The sequence below is a fragment of the Sulfitobacter sp. THAF37 genome (genome assembly GCF_009363555.1).
Taxonomy (GTDB): domain Bacteria; phylum Pseudomonadota; class Alphaproteobacteria; order Rhodobacterales; family Rhodobacteraceae; genus Sulfitobacter.
Genome location: NZ_CP045372.1, coordinates 591,533 through 608,873, shown reverse-complemented (window position 1 = coordinate 608,873; position 17,341 = coordinate 591,533). Strand labels below are relative to the sequence as shown.

General features: G+C 62.8%; 19 protein-coding genes. 6 read left to right on the top strand and 13 right to left on the bottom strand.

Translation table 11 applies throughout. From position 1 onward, the window contains the following. The first annotated feature begins 38 nt into the window (after positions 1-38). On the top strand, positions 39-869 hold the full coding sequence (locus tag FIU94_RS03060; RefSeq protein WP_152464373.1) for a DUF6473 family protein: 831 nt from the start codon (positions 39-41) through the stop codon (positions 867-869). Positions 870-955: 86 nt separating this feature from the next. Here the strand turns inward: FIU94_RS03060 and FIU94_RS03055 are convergent, their stop codons facing one another. The 6 genes from FIU94_RS03055 to FIU94_RS03030 all read right to left on the bottom strand — a co-directional run bounded on the left by FIU94_RS03055 (position 956) and on the right by FIU94_RS03030 (position 5,200). Beyond that, positions 956-1,882 (bottom strand): electron transfer flavoprotein subunit alpha/FixB family protein, encoded by a 927-nt coding sequence (locus tag FIU94_RS03055; protein WP_152464372.1) that lies wholly within the window; start codon positions 1,880-1,882, stop codon positions 956-958. Continuing rightward, positions 1,882-2,640 carry an electron transfer flavoprotein subunit beta/FixA family protein gene (locus FIU94_RS03050; RefSeq protein WP_152464371.1) on the bottom strand — a complete coding sequence of 253 codons (759 nt, stop codon included), beginning with the start codon at positions 2,638-2,640 and terminating at the stop codon, positions 1,882-1,884. The genes FIU94_RS03055 and FIU94_RS03050 overlap by 1 nt, the downstream gene beginning before the upstream one ends. A 167-nt stretch (positions 2,641-2,807) precedes the next feature. Continuing rightward, the gene (locus FIU94_RS03045) at positions 2,808-3,383 is read right to left on the bottom strand and encodes a cob(I)yrinic acid a,c-diamide adenosyltransferase (RefSeq protein ID WP_152464370.1); all 576 of its coding nucleotides are present in this window, start codon (positions 3,381-3,383) and stop codon (positions 2,808-2,810) included. Next, positions 3,383-3,589, bottom strand: coding sequence for a twin transmembrane helix small protein (locus tag FIU94_RS03040; protein WP_152464369.1), 207 nt, complete (start codon positions 3,587-3,589; stop codon positions 3,383-3,385). Before FIU94_RS03040 ends, FIU94_RS03045 begins: the two co-directional genes overlap by 1 nt. Then, a complete protein-coding gene (locus FIU94_RS03035) occupies positions 3,582-4,475 on the bottom strand; it encodes an SDR family oxidoreductase (RefSeq protein ID WP_152464368.1) in 894 nt (297 codons plus the stop codon). Before FIU94_RS03035 ends, FIU94_RS03040 begins: the two co-directional genes overlap by 8 nt. A gap of 62 nt (positions 4,476-4,537) precedes the next feature. Beyond that, positions 4,538-5,200 (bottom strand): SH3 domain-containing protein, encoded by a 663-nt coding sequence (locus tag FIU94_RS03030; RefSeq protein WP_152464367.1) that lies wholly within the window; start codon positions 5,198-5,200, stop codon positions 4,538-4,540. A gap of 181 nt (positions 5,201-5,381) precedes the next feature. On the opposite strand from FIU94_RS03030, the gene parC reads away from it, so the two are divergent. Genes parC through FIU94_RS03015 form a run of 3 tightly spaced genes read left to right on the top strand, consistent with a single transcriptional unit; the run spans position 5,382 to position 10,153 of the window. Beyond that, positions 5,382-7,700: a DNA topoisomerase IV subunit A gene (gene parC / locus FIU94_RS03025; RefSeq protein ID WP_152464366.1), complete on the top strand. Its 2,319-nt coding sequence runs from the start codon at positions 5,382-5,384 to the stop codon at positions 7,698-7,700. A gap of 15 nt (positions 7,701-7,715) precedes the next feature. Continuing rightward, positions 7,716-9,062 (top strand): DUF898 family protein, encoded by a 1,347-nt coding sequence (locus tag FIU94_RS03020; RefSeq protein ID WP_254702601.1) that lies wholly within the window; start codon positions 7,716-7,718, stop codon positions 9,060-9,062. Then, on the top strand, positions 9,059-10,153 hold the full coding sequence (locus FIU94_RS03015) for a M48 family metallopeptidase (protein WP_152464365.1): 1,095 nt from the start codon (positions 9,059-9,061) through the stop codon (positions 10,151-10,153). Before FIU94_RS03020 ends, FIU94_RS03015 begins: the two co-directional genes overlap by 4 nt. Here FIU94_RS03015 and FIU94_RS03010 read toward each other — a convergent pair. Beyond that, a complete protein-coding gene (locus FIU94_RS03010; RefSeq protein ID WP_152464364.1) occupies positions 10,150-11,505 on the bottom strand; it encodes a cytochrome P450 in 1,356 nt (451 codons plus the stop codon). The two genes, FIU94_RS03015 and FIU94_RS03010, sit on opposite strands and share 4 nt — an antisense overlap. 129 nt (positions 11,506-11,634) lie before the next feature. Here FIU94_RS03010 and FIU94_RS03005 point away from each other — a divergent pair, with 129 nt between their 5' ends. Both FIU94_RS03005 and tuf read left to right on the top strand, forming a co-directional pair. Next, positions 11,635-12,213 carry a hypothetical protein gene (locus tag FIU94_RS03005; protein ID WP_254702600.1) on the top strand — a complete coding sequence of 193 codons (579 nt, stop codon included), beginning with the start codon at positions 11,635-11,637 and terminating at the stop codon, positions 12,211-12,213. 118 nt (positions 12,214-12,331) lie between these two features. Next, positions 12,332-13,507: an elongation factor Tu gene (gene tuf, locus FIU94_RS03000; protein ID WP_152464363.1), complete on the top strand. Its 1,176-nt coding sequence runs from the start codon at positions 12,332-12,334 to the stop codon at positions 13,505-13,507. Positions 13,508-13,812: 305 nt separating this feature from the next. Here the strand turns inward: tuf and FIU94_RS02995 are convergent, their stop codons facing one another. From FIU94_RS02995 to rplB, 6 genes are all read right to left on the bottom strand, one after another. Then, complete coding sequence (locus tag FIU94_RS02995; protein ID WP_172975835.1) at positions 13,813-14,223, bottom strand: type II toxin-antitoxin system death-on-curing family toxin; 411 nt, start codon at positions 14,221-14,223, stop codon at positions 13,813-13,815. Between the two features lie 365 nt (positions 14,224-14,588). Further along, positions 14,589-15,002, bottom strand: coding sequence for a 50S ribosomal protein L16 (gene rplP / locus FIU94_RS02990; protein ID WP_067296658.1), 414 nt, complete (start codon positions 15,000-15,002; stop codon positions 14,589-14,591). An 11-nt stretch (positions 15,003-15,013) separates the two neighbouring features. Further along, positions 15,014-15,721 carry a 30S ribosomal protein S3 gene (gene rpsC, locus FIU94_RS02985; RefSeq protein ID WP_071969825.1) on the bottom strand — a complete coding sequence of 236 codons (708 nt, stop codon included), beginning with the start codon at positions 15,719-15,721 and terminating at the stop codon, positions 15,014-15,016. Beyond that, a complete protein-coding gene (gene rplV, locus FIU94_RS02980) occupies positions 15,721-16,101 on the bottom strand; it encodes a 50S ribosomal protein L22 (RefSeq protein ID WP_152464361.1) in 381 nt (126 codons plus the stop codon). Before rplV ends, rpsC begins: the two co-directional genes overlap by 1 nt. Before the next feature lie 3 nt (positions 16,102-16,104). Then, positions 16,105-16,383, bottom strand: coding sequence for a 30S ribosomal protein S19 (gene rpsS / locus FIU94_RS02975; protein WP_067296663.1), 279 nt, complete (start codon positions 16,381-16,383; stop codon positions 16,105-16,107). 3 nt (positions 16,384-16,386) lie between these two features. After that, positions 16,387-17,229 (bottom strand): 50S ribosomal protein L2, encoded by an 843-nt coding sequence (gene rplB, locus FIU94_RS02970; protein ID WP_152464360.1) that lies wholly within the window; start codon positions 17,227-17,229, stop codon positions 16,387-16,389. Positions 17,230-17,341: the final 112 nt, after the last annotated feature.

Below are 17,341 nucleotides of genomic sequence, written 5' to 3'. Positions count from 1 at the left end.
TCATCTTGTCTGCGGGTGAGTTAGATGAGGTGGGTTGGATGACCTATGATATGCTGGGGCCGGGGGCCCTTGATTACTTTCCGTGCCGATATGCGCGGTCGAAACTGATGTTCCGGGGGCCGGCGCGCGATCTGACGGACCCCTACATCGCCTTTCTGGGCGGGACGCGAACCTACGGCAGGTTCATCGAAACGCCGTTCCCCGCCTTGGTCGAGCAGGTGCTGGAACGGCCTTGCGTGAATTTCGGTCAGCCCAATGCCGGGATCGACACCTTCGTGCATGATCCTTTTGTGGTCGGTGCGGCTCAGCGGGCAGATGCGGTCGTTCTGCAGGTCATGGGGGTGCAGAACATGTCGAACCGGTTCTATACCGTCCATCCGCGCCGCAACGACCGGTTCGTGGCCCCCTCGCCATTGTTGCAGTCCATCTATCCGGAGGTGGATTTCGCAGATTTTCATTTCACCGGCCATTTACTGAGCCGTCTGGAGAAAGTGTCTGCAGAGCGGTTCGCGGTTGTCCGCCGCGAGTTGCAGCGGGCATGGGTGGCACGAATGAAATTGCTGCTGGGGCAGATTGGCAGGAAGTGTACGTTGCTCTGGTTTTCGGATCGCCGTCCGTCGCCTGTCGATCTCGCCACTGTGGGGGAGGCGGGCTTCGGCCCGTTCTTTGTGACCGCGGGGATGCTGGCTGAGGTGGCGGACCGTGCCGCAAACCTGGTCGAGGCGGTGGTGTCGCCCGAGGCGTTGGCCAGCGGAACGGAAGGAATGGTTTTCGCCCCGATGGAGGAGTTGGCCGCGCGCCGGATGCTGGGGCCGATGGCCCATGCGGAATGCGCCAAAGTGCTGGCCGGGGCATTCCGCGGCGCCTGACGGGCCAGGCACCTGAAACGGACAAGGCCCGCCAAAGGGGCGGGCCTTGAACATGTTTCCGAAACGGTCCGGCGGACCGGCTCAGATCAGAGTTTCTCCATCAGCTCGGGCACGGCCTCGAAGAGGTCCGCGACCAGGCCATAGTCCGCCACCTGGAAGATCGGCGCTTCCTCGTCCTTGTTGATGGCGACGATGACCTTGGAATCCTTCATGCCCGCAAGGTGCTGGATCGCGCCGGAGATGCCGACGGCCACGTAGAGATCCGGTGCCACGACCTTGCCGGTCTGGCCGACCTGCCAGTCGTTCGGGGCATAACCGCTGTCGACCGCCGCGCGTGACGCGCCGACGGCGGCGCCGAGCTTGTCCGCCAGTTTCTCGATCAGGGCAAAGTCCTCTTCGGAGCCAACGCCACGGCCGCCGGAGACAACCACGCCAGCCGAGGTCAGGTCGGGGCGGTCGCTTTCGGCGACTTTGTCCTCGACCCAGCTCGACAGGCCGGGATCGTCCGCTGCGTTCACCGTCTCGACCGAGGCGGAGCCGCCGTCGCCCGCCGCGTCGAAAGTAGAGGTACGGAAGGTGACGACCTTTTTCGCGTCGGAGGATTTGACGGTCTGGATCGCGTTGCCCGCATAGATCGGACGCTCGAAAGTGTCGCCGTCGACCACGCCCGAGGCGTCGGAGATGATCATCACGTCCAGCAGCGCCGCAACACGGGGCATGACGTTCTTGGCGTCGGTGGTGGCGGGGGCGACGATGTGCTCGTAGTCATCCGCAAGGCTTACGATCAGCGCAGCGGTGGATTCCGCCAGCCGGTGGCCCAGTGTCGCGTCCTCGGCCACCAGAACCTTGGCGACACCGTCGATTTTGGCGGCGGCTTCGCCCGCGGCGGCGGCAGACCCGCCAGCGCAGAGCACGGTCACGTCACCCAGCGACTTGGCCGCGGTCACGGCCTTGGCGGTGGCATCCATCGACAGTTCGCCGTCGGTGACTTCCGCGAGAAGAAGAACAGCCATTACACAACTCCCTTTTCTTTGAGTTTCGCCACCAGCGTGTCCACATCGGGCACCATTTCACCCGCGGCGCGCGCCTCGGGCTCTGCCGTCTTGACGATCTCAAGCCGGTTGGAAACCTCGACGCCGTAATCGGCGGGGGTTTTTTCATCCAGCGGCTTTTTCTTGGCCTTCATGATGTTGGGCAGCGAGGCATAGCGCGGCTCGTTCAGGCGCAGGTCCACGGTGACGACGGTGGGCATCGAGACTTCGATGGTCTGCAAACCGCCGTCCACTTCGCGCGTGACCTTGGCCTTGTCGCCGTCGATGCTGATCTCGGATGCGAAGGTCGCCTGGCTCCAGCCCATGAGCGCCGCCAGCATTTGACCGGTGGCGTTCATGTCGTTGTCGATCGCCTGCTTGCCGCAGAGGACCAGACCGGGCTGCTCTTCGTCGACGACGCCCTTGAGGATCTTGGCGACGGTCAGCGGTTCGATGTCGTTGTGCACATCCTCGGCGGCGACCACCAGGATCGCACGGTCCGCGCCCATCGCCAGCGCCGTGCGCAGGGTTTCCTGCGCCTGCTTGACCCCGATGGAAACCGCGACGACCTCATCGGCCTGTCCGGCTTCTTTCAACCGGATCGCCTGTTCGACGGAAATCTCGTCAAACGGGTTCATCGACATTTTCACGTTGGCAAGATCGACACCCGAGCCGTCCGATTTCACACGGACCTTCACGTTGTAGTCGATCACGCGTTTGACAGGCACCAATACCTTCATGTGCGTTTTTCTCCTTGGTTGCTGCTCGACCGGATGGCGCGAGCGATGGAATTGTCTTGTGTCGGTTTAGCGAAAGCTTTCGTGGCAAAACAGGACAAAATCGGCAATTGCGGGTGTCGGGACGCCGCGTTTTGGGATGTTAGCGCCGACATTCCCCGAGCGCCGGGTCAGTCGCGGTTCGCGCCGGGCACCCAGAGCACGTCATCCTTGCCCGCGTTGTTTGCCATCCGCGCCGCGACGAAGAACCAGTCGCTGAGTCGGTTCAGATATTTCACCGCCGCCTCGTTCACGTCCTCCTGTCCCGCCAGGTGAACGGTCAGGCGCTCGGCGCGGCGGGCGACGGTGCGGCAGACATGCAGATGGGCGGCAAGCGCACTGCCGCCGGGCAGAACGAAACTGCGCAGCGGCTCCAGCTCGGCGTTCATCAGGTCGATCTCGTCTTCCAGCCGTTTGACCTGTCCCGTCGTGACGCGAAGCGGCGGATAGTCCGCCTTGTCATCGGCGGCCATGTCGGGGCGGCACAGATCGGCACCAAGATCGAACAGGTCGTTCTGAATGCGGCTGAGGGCCGCGTCCGTTTCGCTCTTGGCCTCCTGTCGCGCCACCCCGACGAAACAGTTCAATTCGTCGCAGGTGCCATAGGCCTCGACCCGGACGCTGTGTTTGACCACGCGGTCGCCGTTGCCCAGGGCCGTGGTGCCGGAGTCGCCGGTTAGGGTGTAGATCTTGTTGAGAACGACCATCAGCCCAGCCCCCCGCGCAACCAGATGAACCCGAGGATCAGCAGCACTGCGATGAACTGCGCGATGATTCGCCAGCGCATCAGCTTGTTGGCGTTGCGCTTGTTGAATTCGCCGCCACCGGCAAAGCCGCCCAACCCGATCAGCAGGATCACGGCGACGGCCAGTACCGCCAGTAGCACGACGATGAATAGAGGGTCTTCAAACATGATCTTTCCCTTCCCTTGGGTCGGAACGTAGCGGGGTAGCGTCGCGGCGCAACCCCTGACCTGCGCCGGTGATCCGATCCAGCAGGCGCGTCGGCAGCAGGCGGCGCAGTGCGCCGGCAAGGTAGGTTGGCGTTGTGACGTAATAGCGCGGGCGGGGTTTGCGGGCTTCGCAGGCGTGAATGAGGCGCTTCAGCACGGCCTCCGGCCCCAGTTCGAACCGGTCGGGACCGGTGGAGGCATACAACCGTTTGCGCAGCTGGCTGCGGTACTGCGCGGCGCGCGGCGAGGCTTCCCAGTCGATCCAGCGTTCGAAATGGGGGATCGAGTTGACCCTGATTTTCGACGTGACCGGTCCCGGTTCGATCAGGCAGATATGCAACCCGGTGCCGCGCATTTCGATCCGCAGGGTGTCGGTCAGCCCTTCGAGCGCGAATTTGGTGGCACTGTAGGCGCCGCGCCAAGGCATCGTGACCATGCCGAGAACGGAAGAACACTGCACGATCCGCCCGTGCCCCTGGCCTCGCATCACGGGGATGACCGCACGGGTCAGGCTGTGCCAGCCAAAGAAGTTGGTTTCGAAAATGCTGCGCAAGCCGTCGGTGGGCAGATCCTCTACCGCGCCGGGCAAGGCGAAGGCACCGTTGTTAAAGAGCGCGTCCAGCGTTCCGCCTGTCGCCGCAAGCACCTCGTCCAGTGCCGTGCGAATGCTGTCCTCGTCCGCATAGTCAAGGCGGGGTGCCTCGAACCCCTCGGCGCGCAGACGGTCGCAGTCTTCCTGCTTGCGGCAACTGGCAAAGACACGCCAGCCACGGGCACGCATGCCCCGCGCACAGGCCAGCCCGATGCCGCTGGAACAGCCGGTGATCAGGATGGAACGTGTCGACATGAAAAGGGCCCCCGCACTGGAGACCCTTCATCGCGTGCCCTGCAGGCTTTGGCAAGGCGGGCTCAGCCGCCGGTCAGCAACCAATCGGCCATCCAGCCCTCCGGGCTGCCATCGAGCGGCTGCATCTTGACCCAGCCGTTGCCGTTGTCGAGCAGGACGCGCACCTCGTCGCCTTCGGTGAGTTTTGCCACCACGCCGTGATCCGTACCCGGCCCGCCGCGCACATTTACGCGACTGCCCGATACAATCCGCACATCTCCACCCGTCGCGGCGGAGGTCGCCATGTTCACACCATCGTTCGGGTCGATCAGGCTTGGGATGATGGCCGGGGTGTCGGCGCTGGCGGTCAGCACGCCCGCATTCTGCGGCACACCGGTGTTATTCACGGATACTTTTGCGACCGCCGGCGTAATCTTCCGCTCTGCGGCCTCTGTTTTGTTCGGCACATCGGTCAGCGTCGTCAGGTTCAAAGAGACGCGTGTCACGACGTCGCTGTCGGCGGAATCGTCGAAAGGCGGGTCGGTATCGACGAAGGCACTGCGCGTGGGTGCCGACGCGTCGCTTTCGATGTTTGTGATCACGGTCGGCTGTGACCGCTCCTGCGGCTGCGCTGCGGAGGCCATACTGGCGATCTGCGCGCTGCGCGGTTCGAAATCCGGGCCGCCGCTCATTTCATAAAAGGCCCAGCCCAGAAAACCGAAGCTCAGCAGGATAAAGCGTTTCATGACATCCCCCAATGTACGCGTGTCAGGATACTAACACAGTTCCCGCACCGTTTGGTTCCATACCCGAAAAATAAACCCACGCTACCCATAATATCCGTCGGGTTACTGAACCGCTGAAAATAAGAAGCCAGCGGCATTCGTACGCTTGCCGGACAAGCGGCGCTTGGATAGAAAGTCCTCCATGTCTGATGTTACCGATCCTCCCCCAGCGGACCCGCACAACATGTCCGAACCGCTGCGCCGCGCGCTGGGCGACAGGTATCTCACCTACGCGCTCAGCACGATCATGCACCGGGCGCTGCCCGATGCCCGTGATGGCCTGAAACCGGTGCACCGCCGCATCCTTTTTGCGATGCGCGAATTGCGGTTGTCCTCGACCGGCGGTTTCCGCAAGTCGGCCAAGATCTCGGGCGACGTGATGGGCAACTACCACCCGCACGGGGATGCCGCGATCTATGACGCGATGGCGCGTCTCGCCCAGGATTTCAACGTGCGTTACCCGCTGGTGGACGGGCAGGGCAACTTTGGCAATATCGACGGCGACAATCCCGCCGCCAGCCGCTACACCGAGGCGCGGATGACCGCCGTGGCCGAGGCCATGCTGGAGGGTCTGAACGAGAATGCCGTCGATTTCCGCGAGAATTACGACGGCACGCTGACCGAACCGGCGGTGTTGCCCGCGCAGTTCCCGAACCTTCTGGCCAATGGGTCGAGCGGCATCGCCGTGGGCATGGCCACGAACATTCCACCGCACAACATCGCGGAGCTTTGCGATGCCTGCATCCATCTGATCAAGACACCGGATGCGCGGGACGACACGTTGCTGAAATATGTGCCCGGCCCGGATTTCCCCACCGGCGGCGTCATCGTGGAACCGGCCGAGAGCATCGCGCAGGCCTACCGCACCGGCAAGGGCGGCTTCCGTCTGCGCTGCCGCTGGCAGATCGAGGACCTGGGCCGGGGCCAGTGGCAGATCGTCGTCACTGAGATTCCCTACCAGGTGCAGAAGTCCAAGCTGATCGAAAAGATCGCGGAACTGATCCAGACCAAGAAGATCCCGATCCTGGGCGATGTGCGTGACGAATCCGCCGACGACGTCCGTATGATCATCGAACCGCGGTCGCGTTCGGTGGACCCTGAGGTGCTGATGGGGATGCTGTTCCGCAACTCCGATCTTGAGGTGCGGTTTTCGCTGAACATGAACGTGCTGATCGACGGGGTGACGCCCAAGGTCTGCAGCATGAAGGAAGTGCTGCGCGCCTTTCTCGATCATCGCCGCGAGGTGCTGCAACGCCGATCCCGCCACCGGATGGACAAGATCGACAACCGGCTGCAAGTGCTGGAAGGCTTCATCGTTGCCTTCCTCAACCTTGACCGCGTGATCGATATCATCCGCTACGACGACGACCCCAAGGCCGCGCTCATGCGCGAGGATTGGGGCAAGGACCACGTCCGGGCGATGGACGAAAAGGACTACGTCAGCCCCGTACCGGGCGACGGCGAATTGTCCGAAGTGCAGGTCGATGCGATCCTGAACATGCGCCTGCGATCCTTGCGGCGGCTCGAAGAGCTGGAGCTGCTGCGCGAGCAGTCCGAATTGATGGAGGAACGCGCGGGGCTGGAGGATTTGCTGGAAAGCGAAGACCTGCAATGGGACAGCATCACCGAACAGCTGCGTGCCACCAAGAAGCAATTCGGCAAGGACTGGATCATCGACGGTGTGGACTGCGGCAAGCGGCGGACCGATTTCGCCGAGGCAGGTGTGGTCGAGGATGTGCCGATCGAGGCGATGATCGACCGCGAGCCGATCACCGTCGTCTGTTCCGAGATGGGATGGATACGGGCCATGACCGGCCATATCGACCTGAACCGCGAGTTGAAGTTCAAGGACGGTGACGGCCCCCGGTTCATATTCCATGCCGAAACGACCGACCGGCTGCTGGTGTTCGGGTCGAACGGACGTTTTTATACGATTTCGGCGGCGAACCTTCCTGGCGGACGTGGCATGGGCGAACCCCTGCGTCTGATGGTGGACCTGCCGAACGAGGTGCGGATCGTGGACTTGTTCATCCACCAGCCGGATCGCAAGCTGCTGGTGGCCTCAACCGCGGGGGACGGCTTTGTCGTGCCTGAGACCGACGTCGTGGCCCAGACCCGCAGCGGCAAGCAGGTGCTGAACGTACGCGGTGACGCACGGGCGCTGGTCTGCAAGCCGGTCCGGGGCGACCGCGTCGCCGTGGTGGGCGAGAACCGCAAGGTGCTGGTCTTCGGGCTTGACGAACTGCCCGAAATGGGTCGGGGCAAGGGGGTGCGCCTGCAAAAGTACAAGGATGGCGGGCTATCCGACGCCACCACTTTCGATGGCGCAACCGGGCTGACCTGGCTGGATCCGGCGGGCCGCACCCGGACGGAGATCGAGCTGACGGAATGGACCGGCAAACGCGCCTCTGCCGGACGCATGGCGCCGCGCGGCTTTCCACGTGACAACAAGTTCACCTGACCGGACCGTTCAGGCATGAGCGAGAGCGCAGTGCCGGACAGCCCCTGGCCGGTGTCGCCCGCGACGGCCACGCCTGACCACAAACCCGCAGGAATGCAGGTCGAATTCACCGGCAGGCGCTGGGCGCTGTTCTGGCTGGCGCTCAAGACCGGATTATTCACCATCCTGACGCTGGGTTTCTACCGGTTCTGGATGAAGACGCGGTTGCGGCGCTGGTACTGGTCCGCGATCCGTCCCGGCGGGCATCCGCTGGAATATGTGGGCGATCCGCTGGAAAAGCTGCTGGGCTTCTTCATCGCGGTGGTGGTGCTGACCTTCTACATCGGCATCGTGAATCTGCTGCTGATGTTCGTCAGTTTCTCGGTCTTCAGTTCGTCCTGGCTGGGATATGTCGCCAGCTTCGCCGGTGTGATCCCCATCTGGTTCTACGCCCGCTATCGCGCGCGGCGCTACGTGCTGGCCCGGACCCGTTGGCGCGGCGTGCGCTTCGGTCTTGAGAAAGGCGCCTGGGGCTATGCCGCGCGGGCGCTGGTACACTGGGCGGTCACGATCCTGTCCCTTGGCATTCTCTGGCCCCGGATGACCTTCGCACTTGAGAAATACCGCACCGACCGCACATTCTTCGGTTCTGCCCGGTTGGTGCAGCAGGGGCGCTGGCAGACGCTCTACCGGGCGGCGGTTCCCTTGATGCTGGCGCTGCTCGCCTGTTTGGCATTCGGCCTCTGGGTTGCGCTGATAGAGCCGGTTGTGCCACCTGTCCTTGCGCGGATCGACGACATGCCGGGCGAGTTCGTCCTTGCCGTTCGTCAGGGCCATTGGCCGCCGTCCTGGCAGGATCCGCAACGGCTTTGGGCTGTGCCGGTGCTGCTGTCCGCCCTCGTCTATGGCGCGATCCACTACCGCTGGGTGGCCAAGCGGATCATGGCGAATCAAAAGGCCGCCTACGGCATCAGCTTTGCGTCCCGTCTGCGGGGGCCGCGAATAGCGATGATCTACACGCTCGGCATTTTCATCTCCTACATCGTATTGCTGTTTGGCATCAGCCTCCTGGTGATGCTGGGCCTTGCGATGTACGGGCAGCTGGGCTGGCTTGACCCCGCCGACAGCATGGGCCTGGGCGGCTTCGGCGACCTGCCGCGCTGGCTGTCCTTCGGTATCCTTGGCGTGCTCTACCTGTCGGTGTTTCTGATGTGGGGGGTGCTGCACAATACCTTCGTCACATTCCCGATCATGCGGCACCTGGCGCGGACCACGACCCTGCCGACCACGGCGGGCCTGCACATGATCAGCCAGCGCGACCGGGACGCCTTTGCCGAAGCCGAAGGCTTTGCCGAGGCGCTGGACCTGGGGGTGGCGATATGAGCGTTGGCTTCGACGGTATGGGCGCGGCCTACTTCGAAGGCGACAGGCCGGTGGCCGAGGAAGTCAGCCTGCACATCGCATCCGGGATCCTGCAGATCGGGCTGGACGACGGGCGCATCCTGCGCTGGCCGGTGGGGGATGTGCGGCAACTGCCCGATATGGCAGGCAGAAACGGCGTCATTCTGCGATTGGTCGGCGACCCGTTGGCGCGGCTGTATGTTACTGACACCAGCCTGTTGCCGCGTCTGACCAACCGGCTGCGCCGCAGCCCGCCGAATGGCCGCGGTCGGCTGGCGGCCTGGGCCGTGGCGGCGGTGGCAGCGGTTGGTCTGCAAATCGGTGTGCTGATCCCGCTGCTGGCGGACAACATGGCGGCCTATATTCCCCCGGCAGGCGAACGCGCGTTGGGGGAGGCGACCTTTGGCCATATTCGCGAAGCCCTGAATGAGTCGGGCCTCAACCCCGTCCCGCTATGCGAAGCGCCGGAAGGTACGGCGGCGCTGGATCGGTTGCTGGGTCGGCTCGACCCGCCGGCCGCGGAAGGACAGAAGGTCACTGTCGCGGTGCTGGATCATGAAATGGTCAACGCCTTTGCCTTGCCGGGTGGGTTTGTCGTGCTCTTTCGCGGGCTCATCGACGCGGCGGAGGGTCCTGACCAGGTCGCAGCGGTGCTGGCGCACGAGATCGGCCATGTGGTCAGCCGTGATCCGACCCGTCATGCGCTGCGATCCGCGGGATCCATCGGGGTGCTGGGGCTGCTCTTTGGCGATTTCGCCGGCGGCGCGGCGGTGCTGTTTCTGACTGAAAGACTGATTTCCGCGCAATATGCGCAGGAGGCCGAGGCGGGCGCCGATCGTTTCGCCCATGACCAGCTGCACCGGGCGGGCATCAGCCCCGCCGCGCTGGGCGATATGTTCGAAGGGTTCCGCCGCCGGTTCGGGGATCATGACGGCGTGACCGCGCATTTCCTGAGCCACCCGAGGCTGGCAGAACGGATTGCGGCGGCACGCGAGGCCGTCGACGCCGAAGCCGACTACCGGCCGTCGATGAGCGCCGCGGACTGGACCGCGCTGCGCGCCATCTGTGACTAGCCTTCAAGCGGTTTGGCTGTCATCCAGACACCGCCTTCGGGGCGCAGGGTCAGAATCATCACCGGCTTGGGTTGCTTTCCGGGGACAGGGGTGAACTCGAACCGGGACAGAAGGGTGGCGAGGATGATCACCGCTTCCTGCAGGGCAAAGGATGCGCCGATGCAGATGCGGGGGCCATCGCCAAAAGGCAGATAGGCATAGCGGTCGATCGACTTGCGGTCGGCAAATCGCTCTGGGTCGAAACGGTCGGGGTCGTCCCACAGCAGCGCGTTCCGACCCAAGGCGTAGATCGGGATCATCACCGTGTCGCCGGGCCTGATTTCGCGGTCGCAAAGGGTGTCGTGCTTCTGCGCGGTGCGGGAGATGATCCCGGCAGCGGGATAAAGGCGCAGGGTCTCGTCGATGATCATGCGGACATAGGGCAGCTTCTCGACGTCGTCGCCGGTGCAGGCACGACCTTGCAGCACCTCCTGGACTTCCTTGCGGGCGCGGGCCTGCACCTGCGGGTCAAAGCCCAGCAGATACATTGCCCAGGACAGGGTCAGCGCGGTGGTTTCATGACCCGCCACGATAAAGGTCAGCAGATTGTCACGCAGTTCCGCCGTGGACATCTGGCGCTTGGTCTTGGGGTCGACGCCCTCCAGCAGCAGGTCCAGCAGGTCGGGCACGCCCTCGTGCCCGCGTTGGGCGCGCGCCTCGATGGCACTGTCGGCCATCGACTTCATCTCCTTCAGCGCGGCCCCCGACATCAGCCGACCGGGGCGCGGCACCCAGTCGGGGAAACCCAGTACGTCGAACAGGCTGATCTTTCCGGCTTCGGCGATGTAATCGTCGATGGCGCCGTGTACCTTGTCGCGATCGAAGGTGTCGCCGCCCGAAAACGTCACATCGCCGATCACGTCGAAGGTCGTGGTGACCATCTCGTCCAGCATGTTCACCGCGCGCGGCCCCGCCGCGCCGATCCGGGCGGCGGCACGTTCGGCGGCTGCCGTCATGATCGGCGACAGGTTCATCACGTTGCGGTGCGAGAACACCGGCGCCGCCGCCCTGCGCTGCCAGCGCCAGTGCGCGCCTTCGGCAATGAACAGGCTCTCTCCGATGGCCGGTTTCAGCAGGTTCTTCGTCACCAGCGATTTGGGATAGTCGTCCAGCCGGTCCAACAACACCTCGCGGATTGCGCCGGGGTCCATGACCATGTGCCAGCGTTTGCCGGTCTTGCCCGACACCATGGGCTGCCGGGTCGCGATGTCCGGTATGATGCTCAGCACGTTACGCCGCGCTTCGGTGAGGCTTTTGAATATGCCCCAGGGTTCGGTGACAAGGGGCACGCGGACGGGCAGGGTGGTTGTCATGGGTCGCTCCTTTGGGCATCTGCCGTGAAAGATAGGGGGCCGGCACCGCTTGGCCAACGCGGCAATTGATTGCACCGGCGGCAGCCATCGGGTATCGCCATTGAAAGCTTGGTGCTGAAGGGGATAGAGATGATCCGCGTACTTGCCGTATTGATTTCCGTGGTGTTCCTGGCCGCCTGCAATGGCGCGGCGGATCTGAACAAGGCGCCGGTGCCTCTGGGCGACTTCAACCTTGTGCATAACATCGCGGTGGCGCCCAAGGCGGTGAAGGGTCCACTGAGCCGGGAGGTCTCCAAGGCGCAGCTGACCAAGGCGCTGACCGACGCCACCGAAGAGCGGTTTGGCCGCTACAATGGCAGCCGCGACTATCATTTCGGCATGAGCATCGAAGGTTACGTGCTGGCGCAGCCGGGCATTCCCGTGGTGTTCGCGCCCAAGTCGATCCTGATCATCAACCTGACCGTCTGGGACGATGCGAAGAACGTCAAGCTGACCGAAAAACCGCATCAGATCACGGTTTTCGAATCCCTCGACCAGGGGCCGGTTGTCGGGTCGGGCTATACCAAATCAGCCGAGGAGCAGCTCAAGAACCTCAGCCAGAACGCCGCCAAGGCGATCGAGAGCTATCTGGTGAAGATGAACAAGGAAAAGGGCTGGTTCCGGGGCAACGGCGCCCCGGCGGCCGTTGTGGCGGATACCGACGCCTGAAGGTGCTGAACGTCGCGGTGCGAAGTCGCGCTTGATTTTACCGCTCAGACCCAATACATCGCGCGCCAGATAGGACCGGGCCCATGCGGCCCCTCAATTCAAAAAGGGTGCTAATACCATGGCAAAGGCAAAGTTTGAACGTAACAAGCCGCACGTCAACATCGGTACGATTGGTCACGTTGACCACGGCAAGACGACGCTGACGGCGGCGATCACGAAGTACTTCGGTGACTTCCGTGCGTATGACCAGATCGACGGTGCACCGGAAGAGAAGGCGCGCGGGATCACGATTTCGACCGCGCACGTGGAGTACGAGACCGAGAACCGTCACTACGCGCACGTCGACTGCCCCGGTCACGCGGACTACGTCAAGAACATGATCACCGGTGCGGCGCAGATGGACGGCGCGATCCTGGTGGTGAACGCGGCCGACGGCCCGATGCCGCAGACGCGTGAGCACATCCTGCTGGGCCGCCAGGTGGGCATCCCCGCGATGGTCGTCTACATGAACAAGGTTGACCAGGTGGACGACGAGGAGCTGCTGGAGCTTGTCGAGATGGAGATCCGCGAGCTGCTGTCGTCCTACGACTATCCCGGCGACGACATCCCCGTCATCCCCGGCTCGGCGCTGGCGGCGATGAACGGCGACAACCCCGAGATCGGCGAAGAGTCGATCAAGAAGCTGATGGCGGCGGTTGACGACTACATCCCCACGCCCGAGCGTGCGGTGGACCAGCCGTTCCTGATGCCGGTGGAGGACGTGTTCTCGATCTCCGGTCGTGGTACGGTTGTGACCGGTCGTGTTGAGCGCGGCGTGATCAACGTGGGCGACGAGATCGAGATCGTGGGCATCCGCGACACCAAGAAGACGACCTGCACGGGTGTGGAAATGTTCCGCAAGCTGCTGGACCGTGGTGAAGCGGGCGACAACATCGGCGCGCTGCTGCGCGGCGTTGAGCGTGACGGCGTTGAGCGCGGCCAGGTGCTGTGCAAGCCCGGTTCCGTGACCCCGCACACCAAGTTCGAAGCCGAAGCCTATATCCTGACCAAGGAAGAGGGTGGCCGTCACACGCCGTTCTTCGCGAACTACCGTCCGCAGTTCTACTTCCGGACGACGGACGTGACCGGTACGGTTCAGCTGAACGAAGGCACCGAGATGGTGATGCCGGGCGACAACGTGTCCTTTGGCGTTGAACTGATCGCGCCGATCGCGATGGAGCAGGGCCTGCGCTTTGCCATCCGTGAAGGTGGCCGTACCGTCGGCGCCGGCGTGGTGTCGAAGATCACCGACTGATCGGCATGCGCCCGCACGGGCGCGCCTGATCACAGTAAAGCAAAGGCCGCCCCTCGGGGCGGCCTTTGTCGTTCGGGGAGGTGTGACAAGGAGGGACACCGGGCCACCGGTTGCGGTGCAAGGTCCGGAAGCCCCCCGCAGCTCCGGCGGCAGCCCTTGGCCGATGCGGCTGCCCCGAACGCAAAAGAAGACATGTCAAATATGACATGTCTTCTTTGGTAGAGCTGGCGGAGGAGGGATTGGTCTAGGAAAGAGAGCTACTTGGCTTTTTTCGCCACTTTTTCTCCCTTGGTCGGTCTGTTGCCTCATCGATAGCCTGTCTGGACAATTCGACTTTCAAACCAGAGCCTGATTCCAGGAAAGCCAAGAGTGCTATTCGCAACGGCGACGACGAAATCATCAATCGGTTCATCATCTGAAATATTAAGCGTATAGCCACTTCGTTCGATCAACAGCTCCACCAGAATCCAGGCTGTGCGCTTGTTACCGTCAACAAACCCGTGGTTGCCAACCACGCTTTCCAAAAGCGCAGAAGCCTTTGCCGCGATCGAACGGTGATATCCAGAGTATGGCCTTGAAATTGCGGACTGGATGAGGTGAAGGCTGGAAACACCATCACGACCACCATAGATCAGGGCCTCATCGTGAGCGGCCATCGCGTCGGCGAGAGTTATCCGGTAATGGCGTTTACCGATCCGCAAGTCGCTGCAACGCAACGCCTCGCTTGCTGGAGACTTCTTTGATCGTCTTAACCGTCTTCGGGTTGCTTTTCGACGTACTCACGCTCGTCCCGACGGCGACGAACTTACCGCTTTTTGCGTTACGGGCGATCCATCCCCCGTTTACTACGGTTTTTTTCGTATTGTTCGCCATGCTCTCCACTCAGACACTAAAACGCTTCAACGCTATATATCATATGCGAGGTATCGTTGCGCAAGAATCTGTAAGAAGCGGCATGCAAAAAGAAAGCCCCCGCTGATGTCTCAGCGGGGGCTTGTCATTTCTGCCGGGGCCGGAACGGGCATTTCTGGGAAATACCCTGCCTCCGGCTGGACAGGCCCCGAAGGCGGGGCAGTCCGGCTTACCAATCTTCGCGTACGACAACCCGTGTCTTGATCGGCAGCTTCATCGCGGCCAGGCGCAGCGCCTCGCGGGCCACGTCGTCACCGACACCGTCGATTTCGAACATGATCCGGCCGGGCTTGACCTTGGCTGCCCAGAAGTCGACAGAACCTTTACCCTTACCCATACGCACTTCGACGGGCTTGGAGGTCACGGGTACATCCGGGAAGATGCGGATCCAGACGCGGCCCTGACGCTTCATGTGGCGCGTCATGGCACGGCGTGCGGCTTCGATCTGACGTGCTGTCACACGCTCCGGCTGCAGCGCCTTCAGGCCGTAGGTGCCAAAGTTCAGGTCAGACCCGCCCTTTGCCAGACCCTTGATCGAGCCTTTGAACTGCTTGCGGAATTTCGTCCGTTTTGGCTGTAGCATCTATCTACTCCTTACCGGCGACCGCCGGCACCGCGAGGTGCTGGGCCGTCTTGAAGTTCCTGGTGCTTGCGGTCACGGGCGCCCGGGTCATGTTCCATGATCTCGCCTTTGAAGATCCAGGTCTTGATCCCGATGATGCCATAGGCGGTGGATGCCTCGACATGCGCATAATCGATGTCCGCGCGCAGGGTGTGCAGGGGCACGCGGCCCTCGCGGTACCATTCGGTCCGGGCAATCTCGGCACCGCCGAGGCGGCCTGCGAGGTTCACACGGATACCCAGGGCACCCATGCGCATGGCGTTCTGAACCGCACGCTTCATGGCGCGGCGGAAAGACACCCGGCGCTCCAGCTGCTGTGCGATGCTCTCACCGACCAGGGCGGCGTCCAGTTCGGGTTTGCGGACCTCGACGATGTTGAGGTGCAGTTCCGAGCTGGTCATCTTGGCGATCTTCTGGCGCAGGCCTTCGATGTCCGCACCTTTCTTGCCGATGATGACGCCGGGACGCGCGGTGTGGATCGTCACACGGCACTTCTTGTGCGGGCGTTCGATGATCACACGGGCTACGCCGGCCTGCTTGCACTCTTCCTTGATGAAGGCGCGGATGGCCAGGTCTTCCAGCAGCAGATCGCCGTAGTCCTTCGTATCGGCATACCAGCGGCTGTCCCAAGTGCGGTTGACCTGCAGGCGCATGCCGATCGGGTTTACTTTGTTACCCATTATGCTTGCTCCTCAACTTGACGCACGACGATGGTGACTTCGGCAAACGGCTTCATGATCTTGCCGAACCGGCCACGCGCACGCGGGCGACCGCGCTTCATGGTCAGGTTCTTGCCGACATAGGCTTCGGCCACGATCAGCTCGTCCACGTCCAGGTTGTGGTTGTTTTCGGCGTTGGCGATGGCGGACTGAAGGCATTTCTTCACGTCCACCGCGATCCGCTTCTTGGAGAAGGTGAGGTCCGTGAGGGCACGCTCCACCTTCTTGCCGCGGATGAGGCCAGCAACGAGGTTCAGTTTCTGCGGCGACGTCTTGAGCATGCGCAGCTTTGCGCGCGCTTCGTTGTCTGCCACGCGGCGGGGATTCTTATCCTTGCTCATGGCTTATTTCCGCTTTGCTTTTTTGTCTGCGGCATGACCGTAGTAGGTCCGTGTCGGGGAATATTCACCGAACTTCTGACCGATCATGTCTTCGCTGACGTTGACGGGAATGTGCTTGTGACCGTTGTAGACGCCGAACGTCAGGCCGACAAACTGCGGGAGGATCGTGGAACGGCGGGACCAGATCTTGATCACTTCGTTCCGGCCGCTCTCACGCGACGCTTCGGCCTTCTTGAGGACATAAGAGTCGACAAAAGGGCCTTTCCATACTGAACGAGACATCTATTAACGCCCCTTCTTCTTGGCGTGCCGCGAGCGGATGATCAGCTTGCTGGACGCTTTGTTCTTGTTGCGGGTCTTGGCACCCTTGGTCGGCTTGCCCCAAGGCGTCACCGGGTGACGACCACCAGAGGTCCGGCCTTCACCACCACCGTGCGGGTGGTCGATCGGGTTCATCACCACACCACGCACAGACGGGCGGATGCCCTTGTGACGCATGCGGCCCGCTTTGCCGTAGTTCTGGTTGGAGTTGTCGGGGTTGCTGACGGCACCGACGGTGGCCATGCATTCCTGACGCACCAGGCGCAGTTCGCCGCTGCTCAGACGGATCTGGGCGTAGCCGCCATCGCGGCCCACGAATTGTGCGTAGGTGCCTGCGGCACGGGCGATCTGACCGCCTTTGCCGGGTTTCATTTCGATGTTGTGGACGATCGTGCCGATGGGCATGCCGGAGAAGGGCATCGCGTTGCCCGGCTTGATGTCGACCTTCGCGCCCGCGATGACCTTGTCACCGACGGCCAGACGCTGAGGCGCCAGGATATAGGCCTGTTCGCCATCTTCGTACTGGATCAGGGCAATGAAGGCTGTCCGGTTCGGGTCATATTCGATCCGCGCGACAACAGCGGACATGTCCAGCTTGTTGCGCTTGAAATCAACGATACGGTAGAGGCGCTTTGCACCACCACCTGTACGACGCATTGTGATCCGTCCGGTGTTGTTCCGACCGCCCGATTTCGTCAGACCCTGCGTGAGGGCCTTGACGGGGCGTCCTTTCCAAAGCTCCGAACGGTCGATCAGTACCAGCCCACGCTGGCCCGGCGTCGTCGGTTTGTACGACTTGAGTGCCATGTTGTCTGTCTTCCGTTTAGCTGTGCGCCACCCCGAAGGGCGGCTATGGTTATAGGGCCCCGAAGGTCCCCGATTTTGTGTCCATGCGAACAAAGGCAAAGCCCCGGACGAA